Here is a 25,574-nt window from a genome sequence, read left to right as displayed (position 1 = left end):
AGACCAATGACGCTCTCCGCAGCAACGACCGGCAACGCACGCCGGGTGCCCTGGCGGGTATCCCTCGCCAGCTTCGCCGGAACCACCATCGAGTGGTACGACTACTACATCTTCGGCCTCCTTGCGGCCACCGGCGTTTTCAGCCGGCTCTACTTCCCCGAGCAGGACCCCGCCACGGGTCTCCTGCTGGCCTTCCTCACCTATGCGGTTGGCTTCGTTGCCCGGCCCTTCGGGGGCATGTTCGCGGGCCACTACGGGGACAAGATCGGCCGCAAGCCAATGCTGGTGCTCTCACTGCTCCTGATGGGATTCGCCACCCTGGCGATGGGCCTGTTGCCCACCTACGCGCAGATCGGCGTCTGGGCCCCGATCCTCTTGACGGTTCTGCGGCTCATGCAGGGCTTCGGCGCAGGGGCTGAATGGGCAGGTGCCGCCATCATCTCGACGGAACACGCCCCGGAAGGCCGCCGCGGATTCTTCGGCAGCTTCACCCAGATGGGTGTACCGGCGGGCATGCTGCTGGCCAACTCCTCGGTCCTGGCCGTGAAGGCCATGGTCCCGGCCGATGCCTTCGACGCCTGGGCCTGGCGCGTTCCGTTCCTCCTCAGCGTGCTGCTGATCGTCGTGGGCCTGGTGGTCCGCGCAAAGCTTGAGGACTCCGATGACTTCAAGGAGCTGGTGGCCAAGAAGCAGACTGCTCACAACCCGCTCGGGGAAGCCCTGAAGAAGGAGACCAAGGGCGTCTGGCTGGTCGTCGGCATGCGCCTCGCCGAAAACTCGGCCTTCTACCTGTACACCACCTTCTCGGTTGTCTACATCATGCGGACGTTCGGGCCCGAACGGGCCAACCAGGGCTCGATGTCCGTTCTGATCGCCTCCGCCATCGGCGTCATCGCGGTGCCGCTCTGGGCAGCGCTGTCCGACCGGATCGGCCGGAAGCCGCTTTACCTGTTCGGCTCCATCGGCGGGCTGCTGTTCTTCCCGCTCTACTTCGTCATGACGGACACCGGCAGCGCCCTGCTGGCAACCCTGGCCATCATCATCGGCCTCGCGGTCTTCCACAACTCCATGTATGGCCCTCAGGCCGCCTTCTTCGCCGAGCTCTTCTCCACCAAGCTCCGCTACAGCGGCGCCTCCATGGGCTACCAGTTCGGCTCGGTCCTGGCCGGAGGCATTGCGCCGCTGGTCGCCGTGGCCCTGCTCAATGCAGGCAACGGCGAACCCGGCTGGGTGATCCTGTACTTCAGCGTCATCGGCGTCATCACTGTGGCCTCGGCAATCATGGCTCCGGAAACGGTGAAGCGCGTTCGCGGAAGCCTTGAGACGGCACAGGCGCGGGACTCCCTGGACTCCGAGGACGCAACCGGCAAGGCCGGCGTCCGCTAGAGGCTTTATTTAGCACGCCAGAGTTAGAAAAACCGGCGGCATCGGCAGTGTTTGCACTGCTGATGCCGCCGGCGGACTTTCTCCGGTCAGGCCGGGGACAGCTCCTCGGCCCGCGGCAGCGGATCCAGGTGACTGATACCGGTGGGTGTGATCTGCAGGACCCGGGCCGTGGCGATGTCATAGAACAGGCCCGTCACATGGACATCACCGCTCCGGACGGCGTCCTGCAGGCTAACGTGCCGCTGCAGCCGCTCAAGCTGGACGGCAACGTTGACCATGGCCAGCTGGTCCACCGCGCCGTACCCTGCCTGCTCGGCGGCAACCTGCACGGGGTGTCCTGCCTGGAACGACTCCAGGCTCGGCCGGCCGTGGTCCAGCCAGGACTCGACCGGGCAGCGTTTCTCCTGCCCTTCCGAGCCCTGCCCTTCCGAGCCCTGCCCGGCGGGTCCGGCGAGCAGCGCGGTCATTGCGCCGCAGCCGGAGTGGCCGCAGACCACCACCGATGTGACAGACAGCTCGTCGAGGGCGAACTTGAGGGACGCCTCGACCGACGGTTCGAGGCGGTCGCTCCCCACTACGTTGCCCACGTTGCGGACCGTGAACAGGTCCCCCGGGCCGCTGCTGGTGATCAGGTTGGGCACCAGCCGGGAGTCGGCGCAGGTGATGAACAGAGTGTCGGGATCCTGGAAAGTGGACAGCTCCTGGACGTGCGGCCGCAGCAGGTGGGCGTGGCGGCGGTGGTAACTGTCCACGCCGTTGAGCACCGAGCGCACCGGGGCCGGGAGATGCCCGGCCGCCTCTGGGGGCAGCGGTGCGCTGTTCCGCTGCCAGCTCCGCCACGGTGCGAAGCCTCCGCGCAGCGCGGAGCGCGATGACCCGCGTGCGGGAGTTCCAGCCACGGCGGCGTGCAGGGTGGCCGTTCCGGTTTCCTCGATCTCGACGCTGCCGCCGTTGTTGACGTGCCGGACGCGCCACGCCTCCAGGGTGTCGTGGACCGGGTGGTCCAGGTAGTCGACGTCGAGCTCCACCGTGACGTGCGCCGCCGGCGGAACCGCGGCCAGCACCTTGCTCAGGCGGGGAAGCGACAGGAACGTGCAGGACCCGTCGATGACCACCCGCCAGCGGTTTTCGGCTGCTCCACCGAGGGGCTCGGCATGGATGCTGGCACGGACCACGCGCCATACGACCAGCAGCACGGCCAGGGCGAGCCCCACCAGCACACCGGCGAGAAGGTTGACGAACACCACCGTCAGCAGCGTGGCGGCATAGATGGCCAGGTCACCGGTGACGCGTGCCGTTTGGAAATCGGCCACCTTCACCAGGCGGATGCCGATCATGATGAGCAGCCCGGCAAGCACGGACTCGGGCACCAGCTGGATGACTCCCGCCAGCAGCAGCGAAAAGACGAGGACCCAGATGCCGTGCAGGATGGCGGACTTTCGGGTCCGTCCCCCGGCCTCCACGTTGGTGGCACTGCGGACGATCACGCCGGTGACGGGAAGCCCGCCCAGCATGCCCGACGTCACGTTGGCGGCACCCTGGCCGAGGAGCTCGCGGTTGAAGTCCGTGCGCTCCCCGTGGTGCATCTTGTCGACGGCGACGGCGGACAGCAGCGATTCCACGCTGGCCACCAGGGCGATGGTGACGACGCCGACAGCGATGGCGGTCCACTCCCCCTGCGGCAGGTGCGGAAGGGACAGGGCGTCCAGCAGCGAACCGTCAAAGGTGATCCGGTCGACGTCGGAATTGAACGGCAGCGACAGCAGGGTGGCGGCCACGACGGCGACGAGCGGGCCGGGCACCCGGCGGACGGCGGCCGGCATGTGCTTCCACCCGACGAGGAGTGCGATCACCACAGCCCCGAGGAAGGCGGCCTGCGGATCGACGGCGGCAAGGCTGTCCGGCAGCGCCAGGATGTTGTGCAGTGCAGCCTCGCCCGCTTCGGCGCCGAGCATCACGTGCAGCTGCTGCAGGACGATGATGATGCCGATGCCGGCAAGCATGGCATGCACCACCACGGGTGCGATGGCCAGTGCCACGCGTCCCACCCGCGCCATCCCCAGCAGGACCTGCAGAACCCCGGCCGCCACGGTGATGGCACAGGTGACGGGCCAGCCGAACTGTTCGATGAGGCCGGCGACAATGACCGTCAGGCCCGCAGCGGGGCCGCTGACCTGCAGCGGTGCGCCGCCCAGGCTGCCGGCCACGATGCCGCCGACAGCGGCCGCGATCAGTCCGGCCATGACCGGAGCGCCCGACGCCGCGGCGATGCCGAGCGACAGCGGAACGGCAACGAGGAACACCACGAGGGACGCCGGCAGGTCCCAGCGGAGGCCCGATGTCAGGCGTGCCAGGACTGGTATCCGGCTCCTGCCGGGGTGGATGGGGTCTGGATCCATGGCGGCTGGCGAGGGCATATAAGTCCTTAGCTCGTTCGAAGGGTCCTTATCCACGCTATTGACGCCCCGACACAGGCCGCAAGGGTGCCGCCCGTGAGAAGAAACACGAGGTCAGGCCCGACATAAAGCGCAAACTAGTGCACTAATCCATTCGTTTGCATAAAGGCCGCTACACGTCGGCAGGCGGAGCTCCTCTGCCGCAAAGGTTCCCCGTCCGCGTAGCGAAAACCGGCGGCCGTTCAAGTCACATGGCCCCTTACACGGGTGACCGTGTGTTCACCGCAGAAAAGAATTTTCGACGACGGGACCCGCGGCCGCCCGGACGGCCACCAGACCGGTCGCTGAAGGCGGGTTAAACAGCTGTGGACCCATCCCGGGGGATGGATCCACAGCTGTCTAAGCCGGTGCTGGGAGGCGGCGTTAGCGCTTGACGGCGTCCAGCTTCAGCATCTTGGCGATGACGCTGTCGAGTTCGGAGTCGTCGAAGATCTTCTTCCAGTCGTCCTTGATGATGGTGTCCTTGCCGTACTGGATGGCGATTTCGCAGGCCTCGGAGAACGGGTTGGAGCCGCGCAGGGCGTTGGTGAGGGCGATCTGCACGTGGCCGAACAGCATGGCTTTGGCAGCTTCCTCGGGCACGCCGGCGGTGTGGACGGTCTCGTGCAGCGCTTCGTTGAGCAGGGTGCCGATCATGCAGGCCACGGTCTCCACCAGGGTGGGCTCGAGGATGGCGAGCTGCTTCACGGTGACCCAGTGGACGTCGATCACGGGGGCGTAGATAACGCGGATGGTCGCCTCGGCGGCAGCCTTCGTGGCGTCGGAAGCGTCCTCGTCGATCGCGGCAACGACGTTCTGCGGGGCGCCCTGGCCGCCGAAGGTGTCGGCCCATTCTTCCTTGGTGGTGCGCTCCAGGAACACGGACGGGTGGCAGGGGTGGGCCACGGCCTGGACGACGTCCTCGCGCTGGGCGAGCAGGCCGGCATAGGCGGCGGCTGGGTCGAGCGTGAGCAGGATGGCGCCGGACTTCATCTGCGGGACGACGCCTTCGGACACGACGCCCAGGACGGTGTCCGGAACGGCGAGGATGACGACGTCGGCGCCCTTGACGGCTTCATCGGTGGCGGTGATTTCACGGCCTTCGGCGCGGACGCGGTCCTGGCCGGCGGGTGAGTTCTCGGCGTAGAACACGGTGTGGCTGGACTTCTGGAGGTTCCGGGAAACGCGCATCCCCATCTTGCCTCCGGCTCCGATCACGGCGACGGTCAACTGTTCTGCAGACATTTCATTTGCTCCTTAGGAAATCGAGGCTTTGCTTGGTCCACTGGTTTTCGAGGCGGATGGTTTCGTCCTCGGAGTCCTGCCACGGCAGCCAGTGTTCGACGATCTGGTTGATGTTTCTTTCTTTGGGCTGAAGCTTCCGGACCATGTAGTCGTAGTCCAGAAGGCCTTCGCCGAGCGGCGCGCCGGAGTATGTGAATCCGACCCACCCCTCCTTGCGGCTGAACGCAAAGTCTTTGATGTGCATGTTCAGGACATGGGGTGCGACGGCGTCAATCACCTCACGCGGCGACTCCAAGGCCGCCACGGTGTTGGCCGGATCGCTGCAGATGCCCAGGTACAGGCTTCCGACTCGCTCCACGACTTCCAGGATCCGGGACGTGGGGACCTGCTCGTAGGTCTCCAGCGCGATCCGCACCCCGGCCGCCTTGAACTCGGGCAGGACCTCGGTAAAGATCTCCACCGCCTCGTCCGCTGTCGGGGTGTGGCCCGGGGTGTTGGACATGGTCCGCAGCAATGGCGCCCCCAGGATCTTGGCGATGTGCAGGAACTTGCGGAGGTGTTCGGGCCGGATCCCCTTGGTGCCCAGTTCGAGGCTGATCCCGAGCGAGTCGGCGGTGGCCCGCACGGCCCGCAGTTCCTCCTCGGTCATGGTTTCCAGCGGCGCGTAGTCGCAGATCTGGAACAGGTCCACGCCCAGCGCCGCGGTCCGCTCCAGCGCCTCGTGGATGCTCAACGGCTTGCTCACCTTGTCGGAAAGCTGCCAGAAGAACGCGTAGCTGCTCAGACCAATCCGTGAACCCTGGCCAGCGGTCGGGTTCATGCTCTGCCCCCTACGGGTTGCAGGAGCCCGAGACGCGCTGCGGCCTCGTCCAGGATGTCCCGCACCGCTGCCGGGTTGTGGGCGAAGCGGCCCAGGAAGAGTCCGGTGACGGCGGGGCCGAGCTGGCTGATGAGGCCGGGGCCGGCGCTGCCGCCGTAGATGACCCGGCTGCCTTCCTGGCCCGGGCGGCTGCGCAGGTGGGTGTCCAGTCCGGTGATGACTTCGCTGATGAAGTCCGGCGACGCCGGTTCGGGTGCGCCGATGGCCCACTGCGGCTCGTAGGCCACGATGGTGCGTCCGGTGCTGCCGAGGCTTCCGGCACGGTTCAGGACGCCGTCGATTTCACGGATGCAGTGGTTGATGGCATCCGCCGCGCTGCCGTGGTCTGGTTCGCCCACGCACAGCACCGGGGTGAGGCCGTTGCGGTAGGCGGCTGCGGTCTTCAGCCCAATCACGTCGTCGTCCTCGCCGAAGATGCGGCGCCGCTCGGCGTGGCCCACCTCGGCGTACCGGCCGCCGGTTTCGGCCACCATCTTGCCGCTGACCTCGCCGGTGAAGGCTCCTTCGTCCTCCCAGAAAATGTCCTGGGCACCGGTCGCCGCCCCCGCGGCGGACAGGATCCGTGCGCACTCGGGCAGCACCGGATGGGCCGGCAGGGCGAAGAGTTCAATGTCGCCGCTGCGGACGGCCGGGTGGGCCGAGGCGATCGCGGCCACGTCCCGGCACCAGTCCAGGGTGCGCTCGTAGCCGAAGTACATCTTCAGGCTGACGCCGATGATCGCCTTTGGCTGCGCAGTGCCGCCGGCGGAGGGGTTAGCAGGAAGTGACACCTTCGTAGTCCTTAATCAGGGTGACTTTCTCGGCGGAGGCCGAGGACTCGTCAAAGGTGTAGGTCAGCCATTCCTTGGCGAGCCGGCGGGCGAGTTCCAGGCCCACGACGCGCTGGCCGAAGGTGAGGACCTGGGCGTTGTTGCTCAGGATGGAGCGCTCAACGGAGAAGCTGTCGTGCGCGGTGACGGCGCGGACGCCGGTGACCTTGTTCGCGGCGATTGCCACGCCCAGGCCCGTGCCGCAGACCAGCAGGGCGCGGTCGGCCTTGCCGGCGGCGATGAGTTCGGCGGCGGCGATGGCCACGGACGGGTACGGGGTGTGGCTGGTGGCGTCGACTCCGACGTCGGTCACGGACTCGACCAGTTCGCTGGCTTCCAGGTCCGCCTTCAGGGCTTCCTTGTACTCGAATCCGGCGTCGTCGGAACCGACGACCAGGCGCAGTTTGGCGCTCATGCGTTCTCCTTAGTGGTGGTTGCTGCAGCTTTCGCCTCGGCGAAGGTGTTGTGGATGGCGCGGACGATCAGCGCCATGGATACGGCGCCGGCGTCCGGGGTGCCCAGGCTCTTCTCGGCGTGCGGGCGTGCCCTGCCCATGAGGGGCAGCAGGTTGGCGGTTTCCTCGGCGGCCTGCTGGGCCACGGTGGCTGCCTCGCCCCAGGCGTCGGTAAGGGACTGCCCGGAGCCGGCGGCGGCGGCCAGGGCGTCGCGGAACGGAACCAGCACGTCCACGAGGGTCTTGTCGCCCACCTTGGCCTTGCCAAAGCCCATGATCGAGGCGGCGGCCTCCGCCACTCCGGCGGCGACAGCGCCGGCGTCGGGCGTGGTGCTGTCCCCGACCGCGTCCCCGACGGCCCGCAGGGCCATGCCCCAGAGCGCACCGGAGGTGCCGCCGGCCCGGTCGGCCCAGGCGTCGGCGGCCAGGTGCAGGGTGGTGGCGGCGCCGGCACCGCGTTCGACGGCGTGTGTTGCGGCCTCGACCGCTGCCCGGACACCGCGCTCCATGCCAATGCCGTGGTCGCCGTCGCCGGCGACCGCATCGATGCGGCCCAGTTCCTCGACGTTCGCGTCGATGACGTCCTTGGCGGCGCCGAGGGCGGCCAGGACGCGGACTGCAGCGGCACGCGACTCGTCCGTCGCTTCCGGGATCACCACGTCTTCTGCTTCCACGGACAGTTCCTCGGCGTCCAGGGCAGCAGTGTCGAGGGCAGCGGCCGTGACAGCACGGCGGCGGAAGGCAGGCGCGTCTGCGGGTGCATTCCAGAGGGTTTCAAGTTCTTCGTCCAGCCAGAACAGGGTCAGCGAGGTGCCCGCCATGTCGAAGCTGGTGACGAGCTCGCCGACCTGCGGGTCGACGGCTTCCAGTCCGGCCTCGGCGAGGAGCTGGGCGACGCGGCGGTAGACCACGAACAGTTCCTCGTACTTGACGCTGCCCAGTCCGTTGAGGATGGGCACCACGCGTGCCCCCCGGGCCTGGAGGCCCTCCGGGACCTCGGTGAGCAGCTTGGCAACCAACAGTTCGGCGAGCTCATCCGCCGTCGGGATGTCTGTTTCATCGATGCCGGGCTCGCCGTGGATGCCCATGCCCACGGCCATCCGCCCCGCGGGGACGGTGAACAGCGGGTTCTCCGCGCCCGGGAGGGTGCAGCCGGTGAAAGCGACGCCGAAGGAGCGGGTGCGGTCGTTGGCGCGTTCGGCGATTTCGACGGTGCGGTCCATGCTGTAGCCGGCCTCGGCCGCGGCGGCCGCGACCTTGAAGACGGTCAGGTCGCCGGCGACGCCCCGCCGCTTGGCACGCTCCTCCAGCGGGGCGGAAGAGACGTCGTCGGTAACGGCGATGCTGCGGCAGTCGACGCCCTCGCGGCGCAGGCGCTCCTGGGCCTGGGTGAAGTGCAGGACGTCGCCGGCGTAATTGCCGTAGCCCAGCAGGACGCCGGCGCCGTTGTTGGCGGCCTTGGCCACGCTGTAGACCTGCTGTGCCGAGGGGGACGCGAAGAGGTTGCCCATCGCGGCGCCGTGGGCCAGGCCCTGGCCCACCAGCCCGGCGAACGCAGGATAATGGCCGGAGCCGCCGCCGATCACCAGTGCCACAGTGCCCGGGGTGCTCTTCGTACTGCGGGCCACGCCGCCGGAAACACGCCGCACCCACCGGCCATGCGAGGCAACAAAGCCCTCGATCATCTCATCAGCAAACGCTGCGGGTTCATTGAACAGGCGGGTCATTGGGAACTCCTGGGACTATCAGTGGAAATCGTGGGGCGCTGCGGTCGGGGTGGTGACCCAACTGACTGGCAGTTGTTGTCGTTATGGCCGTCCAAAACGACAACAACTGCGAGTTAGTTGGGCGGGCCCGCGCTTAGGGCTCGGAGTGATGTCCGGCGCCCGCGGGGTCCAGCGCCTCGGCAGGAACGCCCTCGCTGACCTTGCCGGAGCGGCTCAGGGCCACCATCAGGATGCAGGACAGGAGCATGAAGCCGCCGACGACGAACATCGGGACGGTGTAGCCGCCGGTCCAGTCCTTGAGCCAGCCGGTGATATAGCCGGCGCTGAAGCCTGCCAGGTTGCCCACGGTGTTGATCAGGGCGATGCCAGCCGCGGCAGCCGCGCCGGTGAGGAACTGGGTGGGAACGGTCCAGAAGTTGGGCAGTGCGGCGAAGATGGACATGGCCGTGATGGTGATGACGGCGATGGTGGCTGCCGGGGATCCGGCGAACAGGGCCAGCGGGATGCTCAGGCCGCCCACCAGGGCAGGGATCGCGATGTGCCAGGTCTTGACGCCCCGCTTGGATGCGTCCTTGGACCAGAAGTACAGGGCGAAGGCTGCGGGCAGGTACGGGATCGCGGTGATGAGCCCCTTCTGGAAGACATCGAACTTGGTGCCGTAGATGCCTTCGAAGCCGGCGATGATGGTGGGCAGGAAGAACCCGAGGGCGTAGAGGCCGTAGATGAAGCCGAAGTAGATCGCGGCAAGTACCCAGACGCGGCCGTTGCCGAAGACGGTGCGGACGCTGACGTGCTGGTTGCTGGCGACGGTTTCGTTCTTTTCCTTCTCCAAGGCGCCGGTCAGCCAGGTCTTTTCTTCAGCGGTGAGCCATTTGGCCTTTGCCGGGGAGTCTGCCAGGTAGAACCATGCGATGACGCCGATGATGATCGCGGGGAGGGCAACGCCGAAGAACATGACGCGCCAGCCGGCGAGGCCAAAGAGTCCGTGCTGCTGGATGAGGAGGCCGGCCAGCGGGGCACCGATGACGGTGGTCAGGGGCTGGGCCAGGTAGAAGAGTGCGAGGATCTTGCTGCGGTGCCGGGCCGGAACCCAGAGGCTCAGGAAGAGGATGGCGCCCGGGAAGAAGCCGGCCTCGGCCACACCGAGGATGAACCGCAGGATGTAGAGCTGCTCAACGTTGCCAACCCAGGTGAACAGGAGCGAGACGATGCCCCAGCTGACCATGATGCGGGCCAGCCAGCGCCGGGCGCCGAACTTGTGCAGGGCCAGGTTGCTGGGGACCTCGAGCAGGATGTAGCCGATAAAGAAGACGCCGGAGGCGAAGCCGAACTGCGCCGCGCCGAGGGCCAGGTCCGTGTTCATGCCGTTGGGGCCGGCAAAGGAGATGGCCGTGCGGTCCAGGTAGTTGATGAAGAACATCAAAGCGACGAACGGCACCAGCCGGATTGCCACTTTCCTGATTGCAGATCTTTCGACCACCGATTGTGTGGTGTCCACATTGACTCCTAGATGTTGGTATCCCCGGGCGTCCTGCTCTGGATGCTTGGGGGCTGTCTCAAATGCCGTCCGCCGGAAGGAGACCGGCACTGGCTACGCGTTGTGAGATCAACCATACGACCGGAGCACCGAATTGGTCAACCGGTTGACGGATTCTCGCTGCGCCGCTCTGACCCGGGAATTGGTCAGCCGGTTGCTACCCTGTGAAGATGTCCGAAAACTCCGCAGCCGCCACGGCCAGGATCAGCGCAGCCCTCGGCCCCATGGAACAGGGGTCGGTGGTATCCGAGGTTGCCGAACGCCTGCTGGCCTACTTCACCAGCGGAGACATAGCAGTCGGAACCAGGCTTCCGGCCGAGCGGACACTTGCCGCCTCCCTCGGCGTGGGCCGGTCAGCCGTCCGCGAAGCATTGGCGGCCCTGGAGATCCTGGGCATTGTGATCGTCAGGCCGGGGTCGGGAACGTACCTGAGGGACGGCATCTCGGAACTGTTGCCCCGCACCCTGAGCTGGGGCCTCATGCTCGGCGCCCCCCGTACCCGCGAGCTGGTGGAGCTCAGGAGCGGGCTCGAGGTACAGGCAGCACAGCTGGCCGCCGAACGCATCGACGATGCAGCACTGGACCGCATGCGCACCAACCTGCAGGCCATGGAAGACAACCTCGAAGACCTGGCCGCGTTCGTCGAGGCAGACGCCGCCTTCCACCGCGAGATCGCCGTCAGCTCGGGCAACCAGGTACTCCGCGAACTGCTGCAAAGCATCCGGTCACTGCTTCGCATCTGGGTTGACCGCGCCCTGACCGACGAAGGCCACGCCGCTGCCGCCCTCAAAGAGCACCGCGAAATCTTCACCGCGCTGGAAACCCATGATCCCGCCGCAGTCACCGCGACTATGCGCTCACACATGCAGACCGCGTCGCGGCGGCTTCTCGCGGGGTTCGACGCCGCCCAGTAGGCACCGCCCGGTAGGCACCCGCCCGGTAGAGGGGCTGCGCCGGCCGCCCCCCCAAGTTTGGGGGTGCCCCGTTAGGAATCCCGAAGGCCAGCGCGCCAGCCTGTCTCCATGGTCACCGCCCAAAGCGAGCCCGCAGGCTCCCGCGTCAGCGAGGCCCTGATGATGCTCGACATGGAGCAGCGGGAAGTCCTGCTGGCCCTGCACTACAGTCGGCTCACGGTGGCCGAGGTGGCGGAGCAGTTCGGCATTTCCCCGGCCATGGTGAGCCACCGGGCTCTCGCCGCCCTGAGGACCTTCCGCCGGCTGCTTGACCAGAGTGCCCAGGTGAATTCCGGGAGGACGTTGAACGGCTCACCCGCACCTGGGCCGGAGCATTGAGTCCTTGACATGCCGGCCCCGGCGGGCCTACAACGTGGCATGGCAGTCAGCGGCATCTGCGTTCCGGGCCTTCATTCCAAGAGCAGGAATACCCACAACAGGAGGTAAAAATGCCAGGTCTAATTCGCAAGAGTTTCGACTCCCCCGAGGAGACCCGGCCGTTTGAGGACGGCAAGGGCCAGCTCCAGCTGGTCAACATGGAGGCCGGCGGCGTCGGCCGGGCCACGTTCGAGCCGGGCTGGAGGTGGTCGGAGCACGTGAAACCGATCGCGAAAACGGACAGTTGCCAGGCCGCGCACATGGGATATTTCATCTCCGGGCGCATGAAAGTCGTCATGGACGACGGCGAGGAGATGGAGTTCGGACCGGGCGATTTCAGCATCATCCAGCCCGGACACGATGCCTGGACCGTGGGCGATGAAGCCTGCGTGGTGATCGACTGGCAGGGGTTTGCTGACTACGCGAAGAGGTGAGCAGCACGTAAGCGCCGCCCACACCACCGTTTGGGTGGCGCGGCGCCGTTTGGATTAGGCGGCGCCGGGCGTGACATCATACGGAACATGGCCCAGAAAATTGCGTTCCAGGGTGAGCCCGGCGCCAACTCAGACATAGCCTGCAAGCAGATGTACCCCGGCCTGGAGAGCATTCCCTGCGCCAGTTTCGAGGACGCCTTCGAGCTGGTGTCCAGCGGCGAGACGGATCTGGCCATGATCCCGATCGAGAACTCCATCGCCGGCCGGGTGGCGGATATCCACCTGCTGCTGCCTCACTCCGGCCTGCAGATCGTGGGAGAGTTCTTCCTGCCCATCCACTTCGACCTGCTCGGCATTCCCGGCAGCACCATCGAGGGGGCAACCGAGGTCCACAGCCACATTCACGCCCTGGGCCAATGCCGGAAGCTGATTCGTGAGGCCGGGCTCAAACCTGTGATCGCCGGCGATACCGCCGGGTCGGCCCGTGAGGTGCGCGAGTGGAACGATCCCACCAAGCTGTCCCTCGCGCCGCCGCTCGCTGCGGAGCTCTACGGCCTTGAGGTTCTGGCCTCCGCGGTGGAAGACGACCCCTCCAATACCACCCGCTTTGTGGTCCTGGCCCGGGAGACGGAACTGCCTGCCCGGGAAGCCCTGCCCGGACCGGCAGTCACCAACTTCGTGTTCCGTGTGCGGAACGTCCCCTCCGCGCTCTACAAGGCCCTGGGCGGCTTCGCCACGAACAGCGTAAACATGACCCGGCTTGAAAGCTACATGGTGGGCAACGAGTTTGCCGCGACCATGTTCATGGCGGATGTCGAGGGCCACCCCGAGGACCTGCCGCTGAAGCTTGCCCTGGAGGAGCTGGACTTCTTCACCACCGAGGTATGGATCCTTGGCGTCTACCCGGCCGCCGACCACAGAACACAGCGGGAGGCTGGCAACTAACCCGCGGCTTTGCCCTCGGACTTGTTCCGGTCCTTGAGGACCTCCCGGACCAGGAGCCCTGCCAACAGGGCCCAGAACGCTGCCCCGATGCCCATGAAGCTCAGCCCTGATGCGGCCACGAGGAAGGTTGCGACGGCGCCCGTCCGCTCTCCCGGCTCTGCCAGCGCCGAGGCGGCTGAGCCTGCGAGTGTGCCCAGCAGGGCGAGTCCTGCGACGGCTTCCAGGACCCCCGGCGGAGCCGCAGCCACCAGCGCGGCGAGCCCGGCGGAGAAGGCCCCCAGGAGGAGGTAGGCCAGTCCTGACACGAAGCCTGCCACCCAGCGCCGGCCGCGGTCTGCGCCGGCTTCCTCTCCGGCAGCCAAAGCGGCGCTGAGCGCGGCAAGGTTGATGGCGTGGCCGCCGAACGGCGCGGCCAGCAACGTGCCGGCACCGGTGACCAGCATGGAGGCACGCCATGGCGCCCGGTAACCGAACGACCCCAGCACCGCCACCCCGGGAACGTTCTGGGATGCCATGGTGACGATGTACAGCGGCAGGGCGATGCCCGCCACTGCGCCCAGCGACCAGGAAGGCGCGGTCAACTCCATCGCCGGCAGCACGCCGTCCGACGGCACAGCACGTCCTTCAACCACCAGCTGGACCACGATGCCGGCGAGCGCCACGGCCAGCGCGCCGGGCACCGACCAGCGGGGTGCGAACCGTGAAAGGACCAGCCAGCAGAGCAGCACCGGAACCACCAGCAGCGGAGCGGTCTGCAGCGCCTCCACGGGGGAAAGGCACAAGGGCAGCAGAACCCCCGCCAGCATGGCTTGTGCCAGGGGCGTGGGGATGCTGCTGATGAGCCGGCCCAAAGGCCGGACCATCCCCGTCACGGCGACCAGAACCCCGGTCACAAGAAAGGCGCCGACGGCGGCGGCCCACCCGCCGTCGGGAACTCCGGCGACGGCCAGGAGGGCGGCTCCCGGCGTTGACCAGGCGAGTGTTACCGGCAGCCGGCTCCGCCAGGCGAGGAGCACGACGCCCGCGCCCACCGCCAGGCAGAGGGCCAGGAGGCCGCTCGACGCCTGCTGCTGGTTGGCCCCCACGGCACGGAGGCCGGAGAGAACCACGGCGAAGGTCGAGGTGAAGCCGACAAGGGCCGTCACTATGCCCGCCATGATCGGCCTTGCCAGCCCCTCGGAAACCGGGGCAGCGGGGTCGCGGGATATTCGGAGTGATGGCAGCGGCATGTGAAAGTACGTTACCGGAGCCTGACCTGCCAGCACCTTGTCATCGGGTCCACGGGGATGCACACTTTGGTGCACCACCTGTCCTGACTGCCAGGCCCAAGGAGTCCGCCGTGAACCCATTGCATGCTTTAGTTGATGCCATTGAACACTTCGACCGGCTGGACGGGGTGGCTTCCGCCATTGCCAAGGCCGTTGGAAAGGCCGTGCAGCCGCGGCCGGTCCGCAATACCCTCAGCGGCACGTCACTGGGCCATCCGCTGCATCCCGTCCTGACTGACTTCCCCATCGGGGCCTGGACCATGGCGACTGTCCTGGACGCCGTGGGAGGACCCGCCTCCGAACCGGCCGCGGACATCCTGGTCGCCGTCGGAATAGCAACAGCCGTTCCAACCGCAGCCGCCGGCCTCAACGACTGGTCCGACACGCAGGGAAAGTCACGGCGGGTGGGGCTGGTCCACGCGGTTGCCAACGGATCAGCGCTCTGCCTGTTCTCGTCCTCGGCCGTGGCCCGGGCCTCCGGCAACCGGACCATCGGAAAGGCTCTTGGGCTCGCCGGCTTCGGGGTACTGATGTTTGGCGGCTTCCTCGGCGGCCACCTCAGCTTCGGCAACGCCGTCAACGTCAACAAGACCGCAGGAAGGACAGGCCCGAAGGAGTGGACGCCCGTCATGGCCGAGTCAGAGCTCGCGGACGGGGAGCACCGGAAGGTGGACGCGGGCAAAGTCTCAGTCCTGCTGTACCGCTCGGGGTCCGGGATCCTGGCTCTGGACAGCGTGTGCAGCCACATGGGTGGTCCGCTTGAGGAGGGAACTATCGCCAATGGCTGCGTCACCTGCCCCTGGCACGGCAGCACGTTCCGGCTCGGGGACGGCCACGTAGTCCGTGGGCCGGCAACCACTCCCCAGCCAAGCTATGAAGCCCGGGTGAATGACGGCCGGATTGAGGTCCGCCGGCGCGGTTAGGAGGCGCTTCCGGCAGCGTGCAGTTTGCCTCTGGCTTCCACACCCGGCTGCTGATAGATTGCCCACCTCAGACCGGCAGGAGTCCTGGGAGGGGCACCGTGGGAATTACCGATCCGCATGCCATGCACATGGCGTGGGCCGCGCGCTTCAATGCCAGGGACGTCGACGGAATGCTGGAATTCTTCGAACCGGATGCGGTGTTTGTTCCCCAGCCGGGCATGCCCACAACGGGCGAAGACAGCGTCAATGCGATGATGGGGTTTCTGCAGGCGGGGCTGCCCATCAGGATGACCACCCGCCATGTCTACGTCCTCGGCGACATTTCCCTCGCCATCGCCGATTGGGCCATTAAGGGCACCGCGGCCGACGGCAGCAGCGTGGACCTCCACGGCACAACGGCAGACGTCCTGCGCAAAGGACGCGAGGGATGGAAGTTCGCCATCGACAACCCCTTCGGAACCGCCTGAACCGCGGGCTGCATGTGGCCTGCCTGGTGCCGCCCGCGCCGCAAAGCGCGCGCCGAAAAAGCCCACCCGCAAAAAATTTCAGGCTGCCTGTCGATTTCCGCAAGACCCGTTCGACGGGTTAGTAGACGGACGCGCACGGCGTCCACGTCAAGGCAAGGAGAGAACCATGAAGTACATGTTCATCATGCGGGCCACGGAAGAAGCCATCGAAGCGTCGAAGCAGGTTCCGTTCGAGGAGATCCTCAACCAGATGGGCGCCTATAACGAACAGCTCATCAAGGCCGGCGTCATGCTCGCCGGCGAGGGCCTGACCGACCTGTCCGAGGGCTCGGCCTTCGTGGTCGATTTCGCCGAAGAACCGCCCGTCGTGACGGACGGCCCCTACGGCGAAACGCACGAGCTGTTCAACGGCTTTTGGATTGTCCAGGTGGCCTCCAAAGAAGAGGCGAAGGAATGGGCCAGCCGCTGCCCGCTTGGTCCCGGATCGAAGCTTGAGGTCCGCCGGATTGCTGAGGCTGACGACTTCGCCGACTTTGCGGACAACGAGTACATCAAGAAGGAAGCGGTGTGGCGCCAGGAGCTGAACCAGCCTTGAGCCGGAAGCCGGCGGTGGGCGGAGAGGCCGTGAACGATGCGGCAGCCGCGGTGCGGCGAAGGATTGATGCCCTGTGGCGCATCGAGGGTGCCCGCATCATCGCGGCCCTCGCCCGGGCCACCCGGGATGTTGGCTTCGCCGAGGATCTGGCCCAGGAAGCCCTGGCCGAGGCGTTGGTCCGGTGGCCGGAATCCGGGACACCGGACAATCCTGCCGCCTGGCTCACCGCCGTCGCCAAACGCAAGGCCATCGACGCCTGGCGCCGGTCGGATCGGCTCGAGGAGCGGTACCGGGCCATAGCCCGGGACCTGGAAGACGACGACGGCGTGGGCTGGGTTCCGCTGGAGGACGACGTGCTCAGGCTCGTGTTCACCGCCTGCCATCCGGTCCTCTCCCGGGAGGCGCAGATGGCGCTGACGCTGCGGGTGGTGGGCGGCCTCACCACCGAGGAGATCGCCAGGCTGTTCCTCGTTCCCGTCGCCACCGTGCAGCAGCGCATCGTGCGGGCCAAGAAAACGCTGGCAGCGGCCCGGGTGCCTTTCGAGGTTCCCGAGCCCAACGAGTGGGGCGCCCGGCTGGGAGCAGTCCTCGGCGTCGTCTATCTGATGTTCACGGAAGGGTACGCCGCCACCGCCGGAGATGCGTGGATCAGGCCCGACCTGGCCCACGAGGCCCTTCGGATCGGGCGCATCCTGGCCGGGCTGGTCCCCCGCGAACCGGAGGCCCACGGGCTGGCGGCCCTGATGGAGTTCCAGGCGTCCCGCTTCCCCGCCCGCACCAAGCCCGACGGGTCTCCGGTCCTGCTGGCGGACCAGGACCGGACCCGGTGGGACCGGGCGCAGATTGGCCGGGGCCGTGCCGCCCTGCGCCGGTGCGACGGACTGGGCCGGGGCCGGGGCAACTACGCGCTGCAGGCCGCGATCGCCGAATGCCACTCGATGGCGCCCAGCATCGAGGACACGGACTGGCAGCGCATCGTGCTGCTCTACGAGGCACTGGGCAGGATCGCTCCCAGCCCCGTGGTGGAACTGAACCGGGCCGTGGCGGTATCCATGGCCACCGGACCGGGGGCCGCGCTGGCCATCGTGGACGGCCTCGCCTCCGGAGGCGCCCTGCAAGGAACGCACCTGCTGCCCAGCGTCCGCGGGGAACTGCTGGTCCGGCTCGGGCGGACCGGGGAGGCGCGGTTCGAGTTCATGACGGCGGCCGGGCTGGCCAGGAACCAGCGCACGCGGGAACTGCTGGAGCAGCGGGCAGCCGGCATGTGACCGGCACGCCGCTCAGCCAGGCATCCGGGCCAGGCGCGTCCGGGTGAGCGGGGTTCAGCCGGGTTCAGCCGGGGTCAGCCGCTGAACGTGACGTCCTTTGTCTCTGCCACCGCAGCCGTCCGGCCGGGCCCTCCGTGGAATTTCCAGTAGAGGTTCGTGTGGGCTATGACCTGGTCCGGCGGAGGGGCGCCCCATTCGGTCAGGTCCTCCGTGGTGTGGGCGTCGCTGACCAGTGTCACGTCGTAACCGCGGACGAACGCCCCGTGGATGGTGGACCTGATGCATTCGTCCGTCTGCGCTCCGGCGACCATCAGCCGGCCCACCGCCGCGGCCGCCAGCACCTGCTCCAGGTCGGTGCCGTCGAAGGCGTCGCTGAACGACTTGTGCACCACCGGTTCCTGTTCGCGGCGCTTCAGCTCGGCCACGTACTCCCAGGCCTCGCTCCCCTTCTCCAGCCGGTCGTCGGAGTGCTGGGCCCAGACCACCGGGACCCCGGCTTCGCGGGCCCTGTCCACGAGCACGGCGATGTTGGACACCACTGCGTCCCGCTGGTGCGCGTCGGCCACGACCCCCTTCTGCATATCAAGCACCATCAGGGCGGTGTTGGGCCGGTCCGGCAGCGTGGTCATGATGGTCTCGGCGTGGTCACGGAAGCTCCTTGGCCGGTGGTTGGTGGAACCCAGCCTAGGAGCCGCCACCGCCGTTGTGAACAGCCGCCACCCATTGCAGGCGGACCGGGCCAGCGGAACAATGGGGCCTAGCGTGCTTTCTCGGCAGATCGGACCAAAAGCATGACCCGCATCCTGCTCATCGGCCCGCCCGGCTCAGGCAAGGGCACCCAGGCACACCGGCTCAGCGGACAGCTGCACATCCCCGAAATCTCCACCGGGGACATGTTCCGCAGCCATCTGGCCAACGGGACGCCCCTGGGCCGCGAAATCAAGGAGTTCCTCGACGCCGGCAACCTTGTTCCGGACAATCTCACCACCGCCATGCTGCGGGAGCGGCTGCAGGAACGGGACACGAGGACCGGATTCCTGCTGGACGGCTATCCGCGCACCGTGAGCCAGATGGACGACCTCGACGGCATCCTGGACGCGGCCGGGACCAGCCTCGATGCCGTGGTGGAAATTACCGCCCCCGACGACGAGATCGTCCGGCGGCTGCTGCTCCGCTCCGGGGCCGAGGGGCGAAGCGATGACACCGAGGACGTCATCCGCCACCGGCTGGAGCTGTACCGGCAGGAAACGGAGCCCGTCATCGAACGCTACGGCCGGCGCGCCCTGCTGGTCAGCGTTGATGGCACGGCGGACGTTGACGCCGTCACCGTCAGCGCGCTGCGGGGCATTGAAGCCATCAGGGCGCAGCCATGAACCGCTGCCCTAAGCACGGGCCGTTCACCCCGCCTTCCACTCATATCGCCGTTCGGGGCGCCCGACGCCGTACTTGAGTGTCACGTCCACCAGCCCCTCGTCGTTGAGGTACTCCAGATAACGCCGCGCGCTAACGCGCGACGTCCCCACTTCACTGGCCAGTTCCGCAGCCGACACGTCGGCGCCTGCAGCCCGCAGCGCCTTTTCCACCACCTGGAGCGTCTCGACGCTGCAGCCTTTCGGCAGGGGACGGTCCGCGCGTTCCAGTCCAAACACGCGGTTGACGTCCGACTGTTCCGCCACATCCTTGGATGCGTCGAGGCTTTGGTAGGTGTTGCGGTAGTGCTCCAGCCGCTCCTGCAGGTCGGTCTGGGAAAACGGCTTGATCAGGTAATGCACGATCCCGCCACGCAGTGCCTTCCGCACGGTCTCCACTTCGCGCGCAGCACTGATCACCAGCACGTCCAGCTCGGGCGCCACATCCCGCAGCTGGTGCATCAGGTCCAGGCCGTTGACGTCGGGCAGGTGGATGTCCAGCAGCACCAGGTCCGGCTGCAGCCGTTCCGTCTCCAGCACGGCCTGCGCGCCCGTGTGCGCCACTCCGACGACGGCGAACCCCGGCGTGCGCTGGATGAAGCCGGCGTGAACCTTGGCCACCATGAAGTCGTCATCGACGATAAGTACCTTGATCAAATTTTCTCTCCCTTACGCGTCAGCAGGGCTGTAAAGACGGCGCCGCCGTCGTTCCGAACGGTCAGCCGTCCGCCGCGCCGCTGGCAGACCACCCTGGCGAGCGCAAGGCCGTAGCCCCGGCCGCCGTCGGGCGAGTTCTTCGTACTGAACCCCTGCCGGAAAATGTCGTCCATGACCTCCACCGGGACCCCCGGTCCCGAGTCCCGCACGTCAACCCGCACGCCGCCGTCGGCCTCTCCGATAAGTACCTCGACCTTCGCTTCGGAGGTGTTGGTGACGGCGTCGAGCGCGTTGTCCACCAGGTTGCCCACCACGGTGGTCAGGTCACGGGACAGTTCCTCATCCACCTTGCCCAGCCGGGCTTCCTCCGCGAGCTGCAGGGACACGCCGCGCTCGGCGGCGAGGCTCGACTTGGCAATGAGCAGCGCGGCGAGGGCGGGGTCCTCGATCCTGCTGGTCACGTCGTCGTTCAGGCGGGTCCGGTTCGACGTCGTGCCGTTGACGAACTGGACGACGGCGTCATACTCGCCGATCTGGATCAGGCCCGAAATCGTGTGCAGCTGGTTGGCGAACTCGTGTGCCTGCGCCCGTAGCGTGTCGGTGGCCGTCCGCGTCGTGCCCAGCTCACGTTCCAGGGATGCCAGCTCCGTCCGGTCGCGCAGGGTGGTGACGGAGCCGATTACCCGTCCGTGCGAGCGCATCGGCATCCGGTTCAGCACCACCAGCTTCTCCCCCACGAGGACCAGCCGGTCCGGCCCCGGCTGGTCCTCGGTGAGGACCTCGCGCAGCATCGGCGGCACCGCAAGGCTCCCCAGGTCCTTGCCCACGCAGTCGTGGGGCAGGTTCAACAGGCTCCGCGCACTGTCGTTGACCACCGTGATCCGCTGCTGGGGGTCCAGCGCGACCACGCCTTCCTTGAGCCCGTGCAGCATCGCCTCCCGGTTTTCCACGAGGCCGGTGATCTCGTCCGGCTCCATGCCCAGCGTCTGCCGTTTGACGCGGCGGGCCAGCAGGAGCGAGCCGGCCACGCCCAGAACGCTCGCCACACCCAGATACGTCAGCAGGTTCGGGACCGCATCGCCCAGCCGCTCCAGCACCGACGGGTAATTCCTGCCGACCACGGCAATTCCCACCATTTTCCCGGCGTCGTCCAGCACCGGCACATGTGCGGCGACCGCTTCCCCGGTTCCGGTTCCAATCACGCCGGTCCACGCACGCCCGGACATCACCGCGCTGTCGCCGAGTTCCAGCTGGCGTCCTTCCTGCGACGGGTCCGACGACGTCACCACCGTCCGGTCGGCCCGGGCCAAAGACACCTGGGAGGATCCCGAAATGGTCCGCACCGCCTCGGACACCGAAGGCAGCACGGAGTTGCCCTGGGGCTGGGCATCCGGCAGCAGGCTGCGGACGGCAGGGTTCGCTGCCAGCGTTTCCGCGGCCGAGAGGGCGCGCCGGCCCTCGACGCGTTCAAACGCCGCCGCCGACTGGGCCAGCGAGATCGCCACCACGGCCACCAGCACGGCCAGCACGATCAGGAGCTGCAGCCGAAGATACTGCCCCGCAAGGGACATTCCTCGCCGTCGAGTCATGTGCTGCTGTTCTTCCTGTGGGTCCGTGGGTGGGGTGAACTATACCTGACACGGTACCGGGCCTACCCCTGCGTTTGCTGCCCCGTTGGAGAGCGGAAACGTGAACGAAATGAACTTAACTTTCTCTGCTTACACAAGAGTGAGCCCTGTCACGTTCGGCCCTAGCATCGGAAGCACCCCGATCAAACGGATCAAACGAGAAGAGGAACAACATGCGCGGAATGAGCGCACTGCGCGTGGCCGCAGTAGCCGCAGGCATCGCCCTGATGGCGTCCGGCTGCGGAGCTACCGGCAAGACCAACGCAGGCCCGTCCACCGCCGGCGCCAGCGCCGCACCCCTCACCGGGCTGCGCATCATGGTGCCGAACACCGCCGGTGGCGGCTACGACACCACGGCCCGCGCTGCGGCGAAGGTTCTCGATGACGAGAAGCTCGCCCCGAACACGGAGGTCTTCAACCTCGCCGGCGCCGGCGGCACGGTGGGCCTGGCGCGCGTGGTGAACGAGAAGGGCAACGGCGACCTGGCCATGCTCATGGGCCTGGGCGTCGTCGGTGCCAGCTACACCAACAAGTCCGAGTCGAAGCTGACCGACACCACCCCGCTGGCCCGCCTCATCGAAGAGCCCGGTGCCATCATGGTGTCCAAGGATTCCCCGTACAAGACCATCGACGATCTGGTGGCCGCCTGGAAGAAGGACCCGTCCAAGGTCAGCGTCGGCGGCGGCTCCTCGCCCGGCGGCCCGGACCATCTCCTGCCCATGCAGCTCGCTGGCGCCGTGGGCATCGACGCCACCAAGGTCAACTTCGTTTCCTACGACGGCGGCGGCGACCTGCTCCCGGCAATCATCGGCAACAAGCTGGGCTTCGCGGCCTCCGGCGCCGGCGAATACCTGCAGCAGATCAAGTCCGGAGATGTCCGCGTCCTCGCCACGAGCGGCGAGAAGCGGCTGGAAGGCGTGGACGCCCCCACCCTCAAGGAATCCGGCATCGACCTGGTCTTCACCAACTGGCGCGGCATTGTGGCCCCTCCCGGCATCAGCGACGCAGACCGCGACGCCCTGATCGCCACGCTGGAGAAGATGCACGAGTCGGCGGCCTGGAAGGAAGCCCTGAAGACGCACAGCTGGACCGATGCCTTCATCACCGGCGATGAGTTCAAGTCCTTCCTGACCGACCAGGACAAGCGCGTCGCCGACGTCCTGACGAAGCTCGGCCTGGCGTGACCTCTCTGTCCACCCGCCTTAAAGGCCGCTCCGAGCTGGGCGTTGCAGCCCTGCTCGGGGCGGCCGGCGCCCTGGTCCTGCTGGATGCAGCGCGCCTGGTCGTGCCCTACTCCCAGTCAGATCCGGTGGGCCCCAAGACGGTTCCCCTCATCGTGGGAGCACTCCTGCTGGTCTGCGCAGTCATGCTGGCAGTCAACGTGTTGCGCGGCGGCCGCGGCGAGGCCGAGGCCGGCGAGGACGTCGACCTGACCCACCCCGCTGACTGGAAGACCGTCCTCCCGCTGGCCGGCGCGTTCATCGCCAACATCCTGCTCATCGACTGGGCCGGCTGGGTCATCTCCGGAACGGTGCTCTTCTGGGGCAGCGTCTGGGCCCTTGGAAGCCGCCACTACGTCCGCGACGGACTTATCTCCCTGGCGCTCTCCCTGCTGACCTTCTACGGCTTTTACCTCGGCCTTGGCATCGCACTTCCCGCCGGGCTTCTTGAAGGGATTCTCTAGATGGACATCTGGTCCTCACTCATGGACGGGTTCGCGACGGCGCTGACCCCCATGAACCTCCTGTACGCCTTCATCGGCGTCCTGCTGGGCACCGCCGTCGGTGTGCTGCCCGGCATCGGCCCGGCCATGACCGTGGCCCTGCTGCTTCCCGTGACAACCGTCCTGGAACCCACCAGCGCATTCATCATGTTCGCGGGCATCTACTACGGCGGCATGTACGGCGGCTCCACGACGTCGATCCTGCTCAACACTCCCGGCGAATCATCCTCGGTGATCACCGCCATTGAAGGCAACAAGATGGCCAAAGCCGGTAAGGCCGCGCAGGCCCTGGCGACGGCGGCCATCGGCTCGTTCGTCGCCGGCACCATCGGCACCACACTCCTGGTGGTCTTCGCACCGATCGTCGTCCAGTTCGCCGTCAGCCTCGGTTCGCCGAGCTACTTCGCCATCATGATGCTCGCGCTGCTGGCAGTCACGGCAGTCCTGGGCGCCTCACGGCTGCGCGGCTTTGCTTCCCTCGGCCTCGGCCTGGCCATCGGCCTGGTGGGCATCGACTCTGTGACAGGCCAGCGTCGCCTGACCTTCGGCCAGCCCCTGCTGGCTGACGGCCTCGACGTCGTCGTTGTCGCGGTGGCGATTTTCGCCGTCGGTGAGGCCCTCTGGGTCGCGGCGCACCTGCGCCGCACACCGCTGCAGATCATCCCGGTCGGCCGGCCCTGGATGGGCAAGCAGGACTGGAAGCGGTCCTGGAAGCCGTGGCTGCGCGGCACGGCGTTCGGTTTCCCCTTCGGCGCGCTGCCTGCCGGCGGCGCCGAGATCCCGACCTTCCTCTCCTACGTCACGGAGAAACGGCTCTCCAAGCACCCTGAGGAGTTCGGCAAGGGTGCCATCGAAGGCGTTGCCGGGCCCGAGGCTGCCAACAACGCCGCCGCTGCCGGCACGCTGACCCCGATGCTCGCCCTGGGTCTGCCGACGAACGCGACGGCCGCCGTCATGCTCGCCGCGTTCGTGCAGTTCGGCATCCAGCCCGGTCCGCTGCTGTTCCAGAATGAAGGCCCCCTGGTGTGGGCGCTGATCGCCAGCCTCTTCATCGGCAACACGCTGCTCCTGCTGGTCAACCTGCCCCTGGCACCGGTGTGGGCCAAGCTGCTCCGCCTGCCGCGCCCCTACCTGTACGCCGGCATCCTGTTCTTCGCCACGCTGGGCGCGTACGCAGTGAACCTGCAGGCCTTCGACCTGGCGATCCTGCTGGTCCTTGGCTCGCTCGGCTTCATGATGCGCCGCTACGGCCTGCCCGTCCTGCCGCTGATCCTCGGCCTCATCCTCGGTCCGCGCGCCGAAGGCCAGCTGCGGAAGACCCTGCAGCTGAGCGCGGGCGACGTGTCCGGCCTCTGGAGCGAGCCGATCGCCGTCGTCGTCTACATCATCGTGGCCCTGGTCCTGGCCTGGCCTCTCCTGGCCAAGCTCTGGCGCCGACTGCGGCAGCGGCCGGCCGGGCTGGCCATCGCCGGCGGACCCGCAGATGAGCCCCCGGTTGAGGGACTCACAGCCGGATCCTATCTTTCACCCGCTGTTCAGGCACCTGCTGCCGAGCGGCCTGCTGGTGCGGGCCACCGCAAGGCGGACGCCACCCACGCCAACCACGGACAGGAGAAGCCGTGAGCATCATTGTCGGCTATATCCCCACGGCCGAGGGCACCGCAGCCCTGGACCGGGCCATCGCCGAGGCGCAGAAGAGCCAAGCGCGACTGGTCATCATCAACTCCTCCCGGGGAGACGCCATCGTTGACAAGCGGTACGCCCAGGCTGAGGACATCTCCGCATTGACGGAGCGGCTGGACCGGGAAGGGATTGAGCATCTGGTCCTCCAGCCGGTGCGCGGCAACGACGCGGCCAACGAGGTGCTGGAGGCGGCGGAGAAGTACCGGGCCGAACTCATAGTGATCGGCCTCCGGCGCCGCACTCCCGTGGGCAAGCTGATCATGGGCAGTGCTGCGCAGCAGATCCTGCTGGAGGCATCGTGCCCGGTGCTGGCCGTCAAGGCCGACGCCTGAGATTGAGCCACTAAAACGGCCCCCGCCACTAACCAACACGGGCCGGTGTCCGGATCCATCGGGATCCGGACACCGGCCCCTGGCGCTTTGAAAGGACCACCCATGACCGCTTGCGCCCCCAATATCCAAGCCCGTTCGCCGTGGCCGGCCCGCGAACCCATAGCCAACTGGGCCACGCTCTCCCCCGCTGACGAAGTAGAGATCCGCCGCAACGGGCGCACGGTCGCCGCCGGCTGCGTCGACATGCGGGCACCGGACGGCAGCGTCATCTGGCTCATCCAGGACGGCGGCCGCGGGCGTGCGCTGTTTCTGCAAGGCGACGGTGTGGCGGTCTTCCGGCGCACCCGGAGGCACATCGCCGGCACGGGCCGCACCGGAATTCCGGACGGGGCCCGCCAGGTCCGCCGGCCCTGACCGCCGCAACCATCCGATACCGTA

Annotated in this window: 26 protein-coding genes; 15 read left to right on the top strand and 11 right to left on the bottom strand. The window is 67.5% G+C overall.

The window, feature by feature from the left end; all coding sequences use genetic code 11:
• Positions 1 to 6: 6 nt before the first annotated feature.
• Positions 7 to 1,386, top strand: coding sequence for an MFS transporter (locus tag AC57BR_RS16690; protein WP_496362513.1), 1,380 nt, complete (start codon positions 7 to 9; stop codon positions 1,384 to 1,386).
• A gap of 86 nt (positions 1,387 to 1,472) precedes the next feature.
• Here the strand turns inward: AC57BR_RS16690 and AC57BR_RS16685 are convergent, their stop codons facing one another.
• The 7 genes from AC57BR_RS16685 to AC57BR_RS16655 form a co-directional block, all read right to left on the bottom strand.
• A complete protein-coding gene (locus tag AC57BR_RS16685) occupies positions 1,473 to 3,803 on the bottom strand; it encodes a SulP family inorganic anion transporter (protein ID WP_496362511.1) in 2,331 nt (776 codons plus the stop codon).
• A gap of 402 nt (positions 3,804 to 4,205) precedes the next feature.
• Positions 4,206 to 5,066: a phosphogluconate dehydrogenase C-terminal domain-containing protein gene (locus AC57BR_RS16680; RefSeq protein WP_496362509.1), complete on the bottom strand. Its 861-nt coding sequence runs from the start codon at positions 5,064 to 5,066 to the stop codon at positions 4,206 to 4,208.
• A gap of 1 nt (position 5,067) precedes the next feature.
• Positions 5,068 to 5,886, bottom strand: a complete 819-nt coding sequence (locus tag AC57BR_RS16675; protein WP_496362507.1) for a sugar phosphate isomerase/epimerase family protein — start codon at positions 5,884 to 5,886, stop codon at positions 5,068 to 5,070.
• Positions 5,883 to 6,716: a triose-phosphate isomerase family protein gene (locus tag AC57BR_RS16670; RefSeq protein WP_496362505.1), complete on the bottom strand. Its 834-nt coding sequence runs from the start codon at positions 6,714 to 6,716 to the stop codon at positions 5,883 to 5,885. Before AC57BR_RS16670 ends, AC57BR_RS16675 begins: the two co-directional genes overlap by 4 nt.
• Positions 6,700 to 7,170: a ribose-5-phosphate isomerase gene (locus tag AC57BR_RS16665; protein WP_496362503.1), complete on the bottom strand. Its 471-nt coding sequence runs from the start codon at positions 7,168 to 7,170 to the stop codon at positions 6,700 to 6,702. Before AC57BR_RS16665 ends, AC57BR_RS16670 begins: the two co-directional genes overlap by 17 nt.
• A complete protein-coding gene (locus AC57BR_RS16660; RefSeq protein WP_496362501.1) occupies positions 7,167 to 8,936 on the bottom strand; it encodes a dihydroxyacetone kinase family protein in 1,770 nt (589 codons plus the stop codon). Before AC57BR_RS16660 ends, AC57BR_RS16665 begins: the two co-directional genes overlap by 4 nt.
• 133 nt (positions 8,937 to 9,069) lie before the next feature.
• Positions 9,070 to 10,434, bottom strand: coding sequence for an MFS transporter (locus tag AC57BR_RS16655; RefSeq protein WP_496362499.1), 1,365 nt, complete (start codon positions 10,432 to 10,434; stop codon positions 9,070 to 9,072).
• Positions 10,435 to 10,643: 209 nt separating this feature from the next.
• Here AC57BR_RS16655 and AC57BR_RS16650 point away from each other — a divergent pair, with 209 nt between their 5' ends.
• From AC57BR_RS16650 to AC57BR_RS16635, 4 genes are all read left to right on the top strand, one after another.
• On the top strand, positions 10,644 to 11,387 hold the full coding sequence (locus tag AC57BR_RS16650) for a FadR/GntR family transcriptional regulator (protein ID WP_496362497.1): 744 nt from the start codon (positions 10,644 to 10,646) through the stop codon (positions 11,385 to 11,387).
• Between the two features lie 108 nt (positions 11,388 to 11,495).
• Positions 11,496 to 11,765, top strand: coding sequence for an RNA polymerase sigma factor (locus AC57BR_RS16645; protein ID WP_496362495.1), 270 nt, complete (start codon positions 11,496 to 11,498; stop codon positions 11,763 to 11,765).
• A gap of 110 nt (positions 11,766 to 11,875) precedes the next feature.
• Complete coding sequence (locus AC57BR_RS16640) at positions 11,876 to 12,238, top strand: cupin domain-containing protein (RefSeq protein ID WP_496362493.1); 363 nt, start codon at positions 11,876 to 11,878, stop codon at positions 12,236 to 12,238.
• A gap of 87 nt (positions 12,239 to 12,325) precedes the next feature.
• On the top strand, positions 12,326 to 13,183 hold the full coding sequence (locus AC57BR_RS16635; protein WP_496362491.1) for a prephenate dehydratase: 858 nt from the start codon (positions 12,326 to 12,328) through the stop codon (positions 13,181 to 13,183).
• Here AC57BR_RS16635 and AC57BR_RS16630 read toward each other — a convergent pair.
• Positions 13,180 to 14,406, bottom strand: coding sequence for a benzoate/H(+) symporter BenE family transporter (locus tag AC57BR_RS16630; RefSeq protein WP_496363333.1), 1,227 nt, complete (start codon positions 14,404 to 14,406; stop codon positions 13,180 to 13,182). The two genes, AC57BR_RS16635 and AC57BR_RS16630, sit on opposite strands and share 4 nt — an antisense overlap.
• A gap of 116 nt (positions 14,407 to 14,522) precedes the next feature.
• Here AC57BR_RS16630 and AC57BR_RS16625 point away from each other — a divergent pair, with 116 nt between their 5' ends.
• The 4 genes from AC57BR_RS16625 to AC57BR_RS16610 all read left to right on the top strand — a co-directional run bounded on the left by AC57BR_RS16625 (position 14,523) and on the right by AC57BR_RS16610 (position 17,704).
• Positions 14,523 to 15,374: a Rieske (2Fe-2S) protein gene (locus AC57BR_RS16625; RefSeq protein ID WP_496362489.1), complete on the top strand. Its 852-nt coding sequence runs from the start codon at positions 14,523 to 14,525 to the stop codon at positions 15,372 to 15,374.
• A 98-nt stretch (positions 15,375 to 15,472) separates the two neighbouring features.
• The gene (locus AC57BR_RS16620) at positions 15,473 to 15,841 is read left to right on the top strand and encodes a YybH family protein (protein ID WP_496362487.1); all 369 of its coding nucleotides are present in this window, start codon (positions 15,473 to 15,475) and stop codon (positions 15,839 to 15,841) included.
• Positions 15,842 to 16,007: 166 nt separating this feature from the next.
• Positions 16,008 to 16,436 carry a YciI family protein gene (locus AC57BR_RS16615; protein WP_496362485.1) on the top strand — a complete coding sequence of 143 codons (429 nt, stop codon included), beginning with the start codon at positions 16,008 to 16,010 and terminating at the stop codon, positions 16,434 to 16,436.
• Positions 16,433 to 17,704 (top strand): RNA polymerase sigma factor, encoded by a 1,272-nt coding sequence (locus tag AC57BR_RS16610; RefSeq protein WP_496362483.1) that lies wholly within the window; start codon positions 16,433 to 16,435, stop codon positions 17,702 to 17,704. The genes AC57BR_RS16615 and AC57BR_RS16610 overlap by 4 nt, the downstream gene beginning before the upstream one ends.
• A 74-nt stretch (positions 17,705 to 17,778) precedes the next feature.
• Here AC57BR_RS16610 and AC57BR_RS16605 read toward each other — a convergent pair whose 3' ends face one another.
• The gene (locus AC57BR_RS16605; RefSeq protein ID WP_496362481.1) at positions 17,779 to 18,402 is read right to left on the bottom strand and encodes an isochorismatase family protein; all 624 of its coding nucleotides are present in this window, start codon (positions 18,400 to 18,402) and stop codon (positions 17,779 to 17,781) included.
• A gap of 93 nt (positions 18,403 to 18,495) precedes the next feature.
• Between AC57BR_RS16605 and AC57BR_RS16600 the strand changes: the two genes are divergently transcribed.
• Positions 18,496 to 19,077 (top strand): adenylate kinase, encoded by a 582-nt coding sequence (locus AC57BR_RS16600; RefSeq protein WP_496362479.1) that lies wholly within the window; start codon positions 18,496 to 18,498, stop codon positions 19,075 to 19,077.
• A 24-nt stretch (positions 19,078 to 19,101) separates the two neighbouring features.
• Here AC57BR_RS16600 and AC57BR_RS16595 read toward each other — a convergent pair whose 3' ends face one another.
• On the bottom strand, positions 19,102 to 19,770 hold the full coding sequence (locus tag AC57BR_RS16595; RefSeq protein WP_496362477.1) for a response regulator: 669 nt from the start codon (positions 19,768 to 19,770) through the stop codon (positions 19,102 to 19,104).
• Positions 19,767 to 21,341 (bottom strand): sensor histidine kinase, encoded by a 1,575-nt coding sequence (locus AC57BR_RS16590; RefSeq protein WP_496363331.1) that lies wholly within the window; start codon positions 21,339 to 21,341, stop codon positions 19,767 to 19,769. Before AC57BR_RS16590 ends, AC57BR_RS16595 begins: the two co-directional genes overlap by 4 nt.
• Before the next feature lie 230 nt (positions 21,342 to 21,571).
• Between AC57BR_RS16590 and AC57BR_RS16585 the strand changes: the two genes are divergently transcribed.
• The 5 genes from AC57BR_RS16585 to AC57BR_RS16565 all read left to right on the top strand — a co-directional run bounded on the left by AC57BR_RS16585 (position 21,572) and on the right by AC57BR_RS16565 (position 25,550).
• Positions 21,572 to 22,582, top strand: coding sequence for a Bug family tripartite tricarboxylate transporter substrate binding protein (locus AC57BR_RS16585; RefSeq protein WP_496362475.1), 1,011 nt, complete (start codon positions 21,572 to 21,574; stop codon positions 22,580 to 22,582).
• Entirely contained in the window at positions 22,579 to 23,082 is a 504-nt protein-coding gene (locus AC57BR_RS16580; RefSeq protein ID WP_496362473.1) for a tripartite tricarboxylate transporter TctB family protein, read from the top strand. Before AC57BR_RS16585 ends, AC57BR_RS16580 begins: the two co-directional genes overlap by 4 nt.
• On the top strand, positions 23,083 to 24,744 hold the full coding sequence (locus tag AC57BR_RS16575; RefSeq protein WP_496362471.1) for a tripartite tricarboxylate transporter permease: 1,662 nt from the start codon (positions 23,083 to 23,085) through the stop codon (positions 24,742 to 24,744).
• Positions 24,741 to 25,136, top strand: coding sequence for a universal stress protein (locus tag AC57BR_RS16570; protein ID WP_496362469.1), 396 nt, complete (start codon positions 24,741 to 24,743; stop codon positions 25,134 to 25,136). Before AC57BR_RS16575 ends, AC57BR_RS16570 begins: the two co-directional genes overlap by 4 nt.
• A gap of 102 nt (positions 25,137 to 25,238) precedes the next feature.
• The gene (locus AC57BR_RS16565) at positions 25,239 to 25,550 is read left to right on the top strand and encodes a hypothetical protein (RefSeq protein WP_496362467.1); all 312 of its coding nucleotides are present in this window, start codon (positions 25,239 to 25,241) and stop codon (positions 25,548 to 25,550) included.
• The last annotated feature ends 24 nt before the right edge of the window (positions 25,551 to 25,574 follow it).

It is taken from the genome of Arthrobacter sp. BGA-UO-ETr-C19 (assembly GCF_059568005.1).
The sequence above is the reverse complement of the archived record's forward strand: the minus strand, read 5'-3'. Positions and strand labels throughout refer to the sequence as shown.

Excerpts from the sequence above, each read along its gene's own strand:
- AC57BR_RS16575 (WP_496362471.1), top strand. The coding sequence starts at position 23,083 with ATGGACATCTGGTCCTCACTCATGGACGGGTTCGCGACGGCGCTGACC.
- AC57BR_RS16585 (WP_496362475.1), top strand. The coding sequence starts at position 21,572 with ATGCGCGGAATGAGCGCACTGCGCGTGGCCGCAGTAGCCGCAGGCATC.
- AC57BR_RS16665 (WP_496362503.1), bottom strand. The coding sequence starts at position 7,170 with ATGAGCGCCAAACTGCGCCTGGTCGTCGGTTCCGACGACGCCGGATTC.
- AC57BR_RS16645 (WP_496362495.1), top strand. The coding sequence starts at position 11,496 with ATGGTCACCGCCCAAAGCGAGCCCGCAGGCTCCCGCGTCAGCGAGGCC.
- AC57BR_RS16685 (WP_496362511.1), bottom strand. The coding sequence starts at position 3,803 with ATGCCCTCGCCAGCCGCCATGGATCCAGACCCCATCCACCCCGGCAGG.
- AC57BR_RS16615 (WP_496362485.1), top strand. The coding sequence starts at position 16,008 with ATGAAGTACATGTTCATCATGCGGGCCACGGAAGAAGCCATCGAAGCG.
- AC57BR_RS16650 (WP_496362497.1), top strand. The coding sequence starts at position 10,644 with ATGTCCGAAAACTCCGCAGCCGCCACGGCCAGGATCAGCGCAGCCCTC.
- AC57BR_RS16600 (WP_496362479.1), top strand. The coding sequence starts at position 18,496 with ATGACCCGCATCCTGCTCATCGGCCCGCCCGGCTCAGGCAAGGGCACC.
- AC57BR_RS16690 (WP_496362513.1), top strand. The coding sequence starts at position 7 with ATGACGCTCTCCGCAGCAACGACCGGCAACGCACGCCGGGTGCCCTGG.
- AC57BR_RS16675 (WP_496362507.1), bottom strand. The coding sequence starts at position 5,886 with ATGAACCCGACCGCTGGCCAGGGTTCACGGATTGGTCTGAGCAGCTAC.
- AC57BR_RS16635 (WP_496362491.1), top strand. The coding sequence starts at position 12,326 with ATGGCCCAGAAAATTGCGTTCCAGGGTGAGCCCGGCGCCAACTCAGAC.
- AC57BR_RS16565 (WP_496362467.1), top strand. The coding sequence starts at position 25,239 with ATGACCGCTTGCGCCCCCAATATCCAAGCCCGTTCGCCGTGGCCGGCC.
- AC57BR_RS16660 (WP_496362501.1), bottom strand. The coding sequence starts at position 8,936 with ATGACCCGCCTGTTCAATGAACCCGCAGCGTTTGCTGATGAGATGATC.
- AC57BR_RS16680 (WP_496362509.1), bottom strand. The coding sequence starts at position 5,066 with ATGTCTGCAGAACAGTTGACCGTCGCCGTGATCGGAGCCGGAGGCAAG.
- AC57BR_RS16640 (WP_496362493.1), top strand. The coding sequence starts at position 11,876 with ATGCCAGGTCTAATTCGCAAGAGTTTCGACTCCCCCGAGGAGACCCGG.
- AC57BR_RS16590 (WP_496363331.1), bottom strand. The coding sequence starts at position 21,341 with ATGTCCCTTGCGGGGCAGTATCTTCGGCTGCAGCTCCTGATCGTGCTG.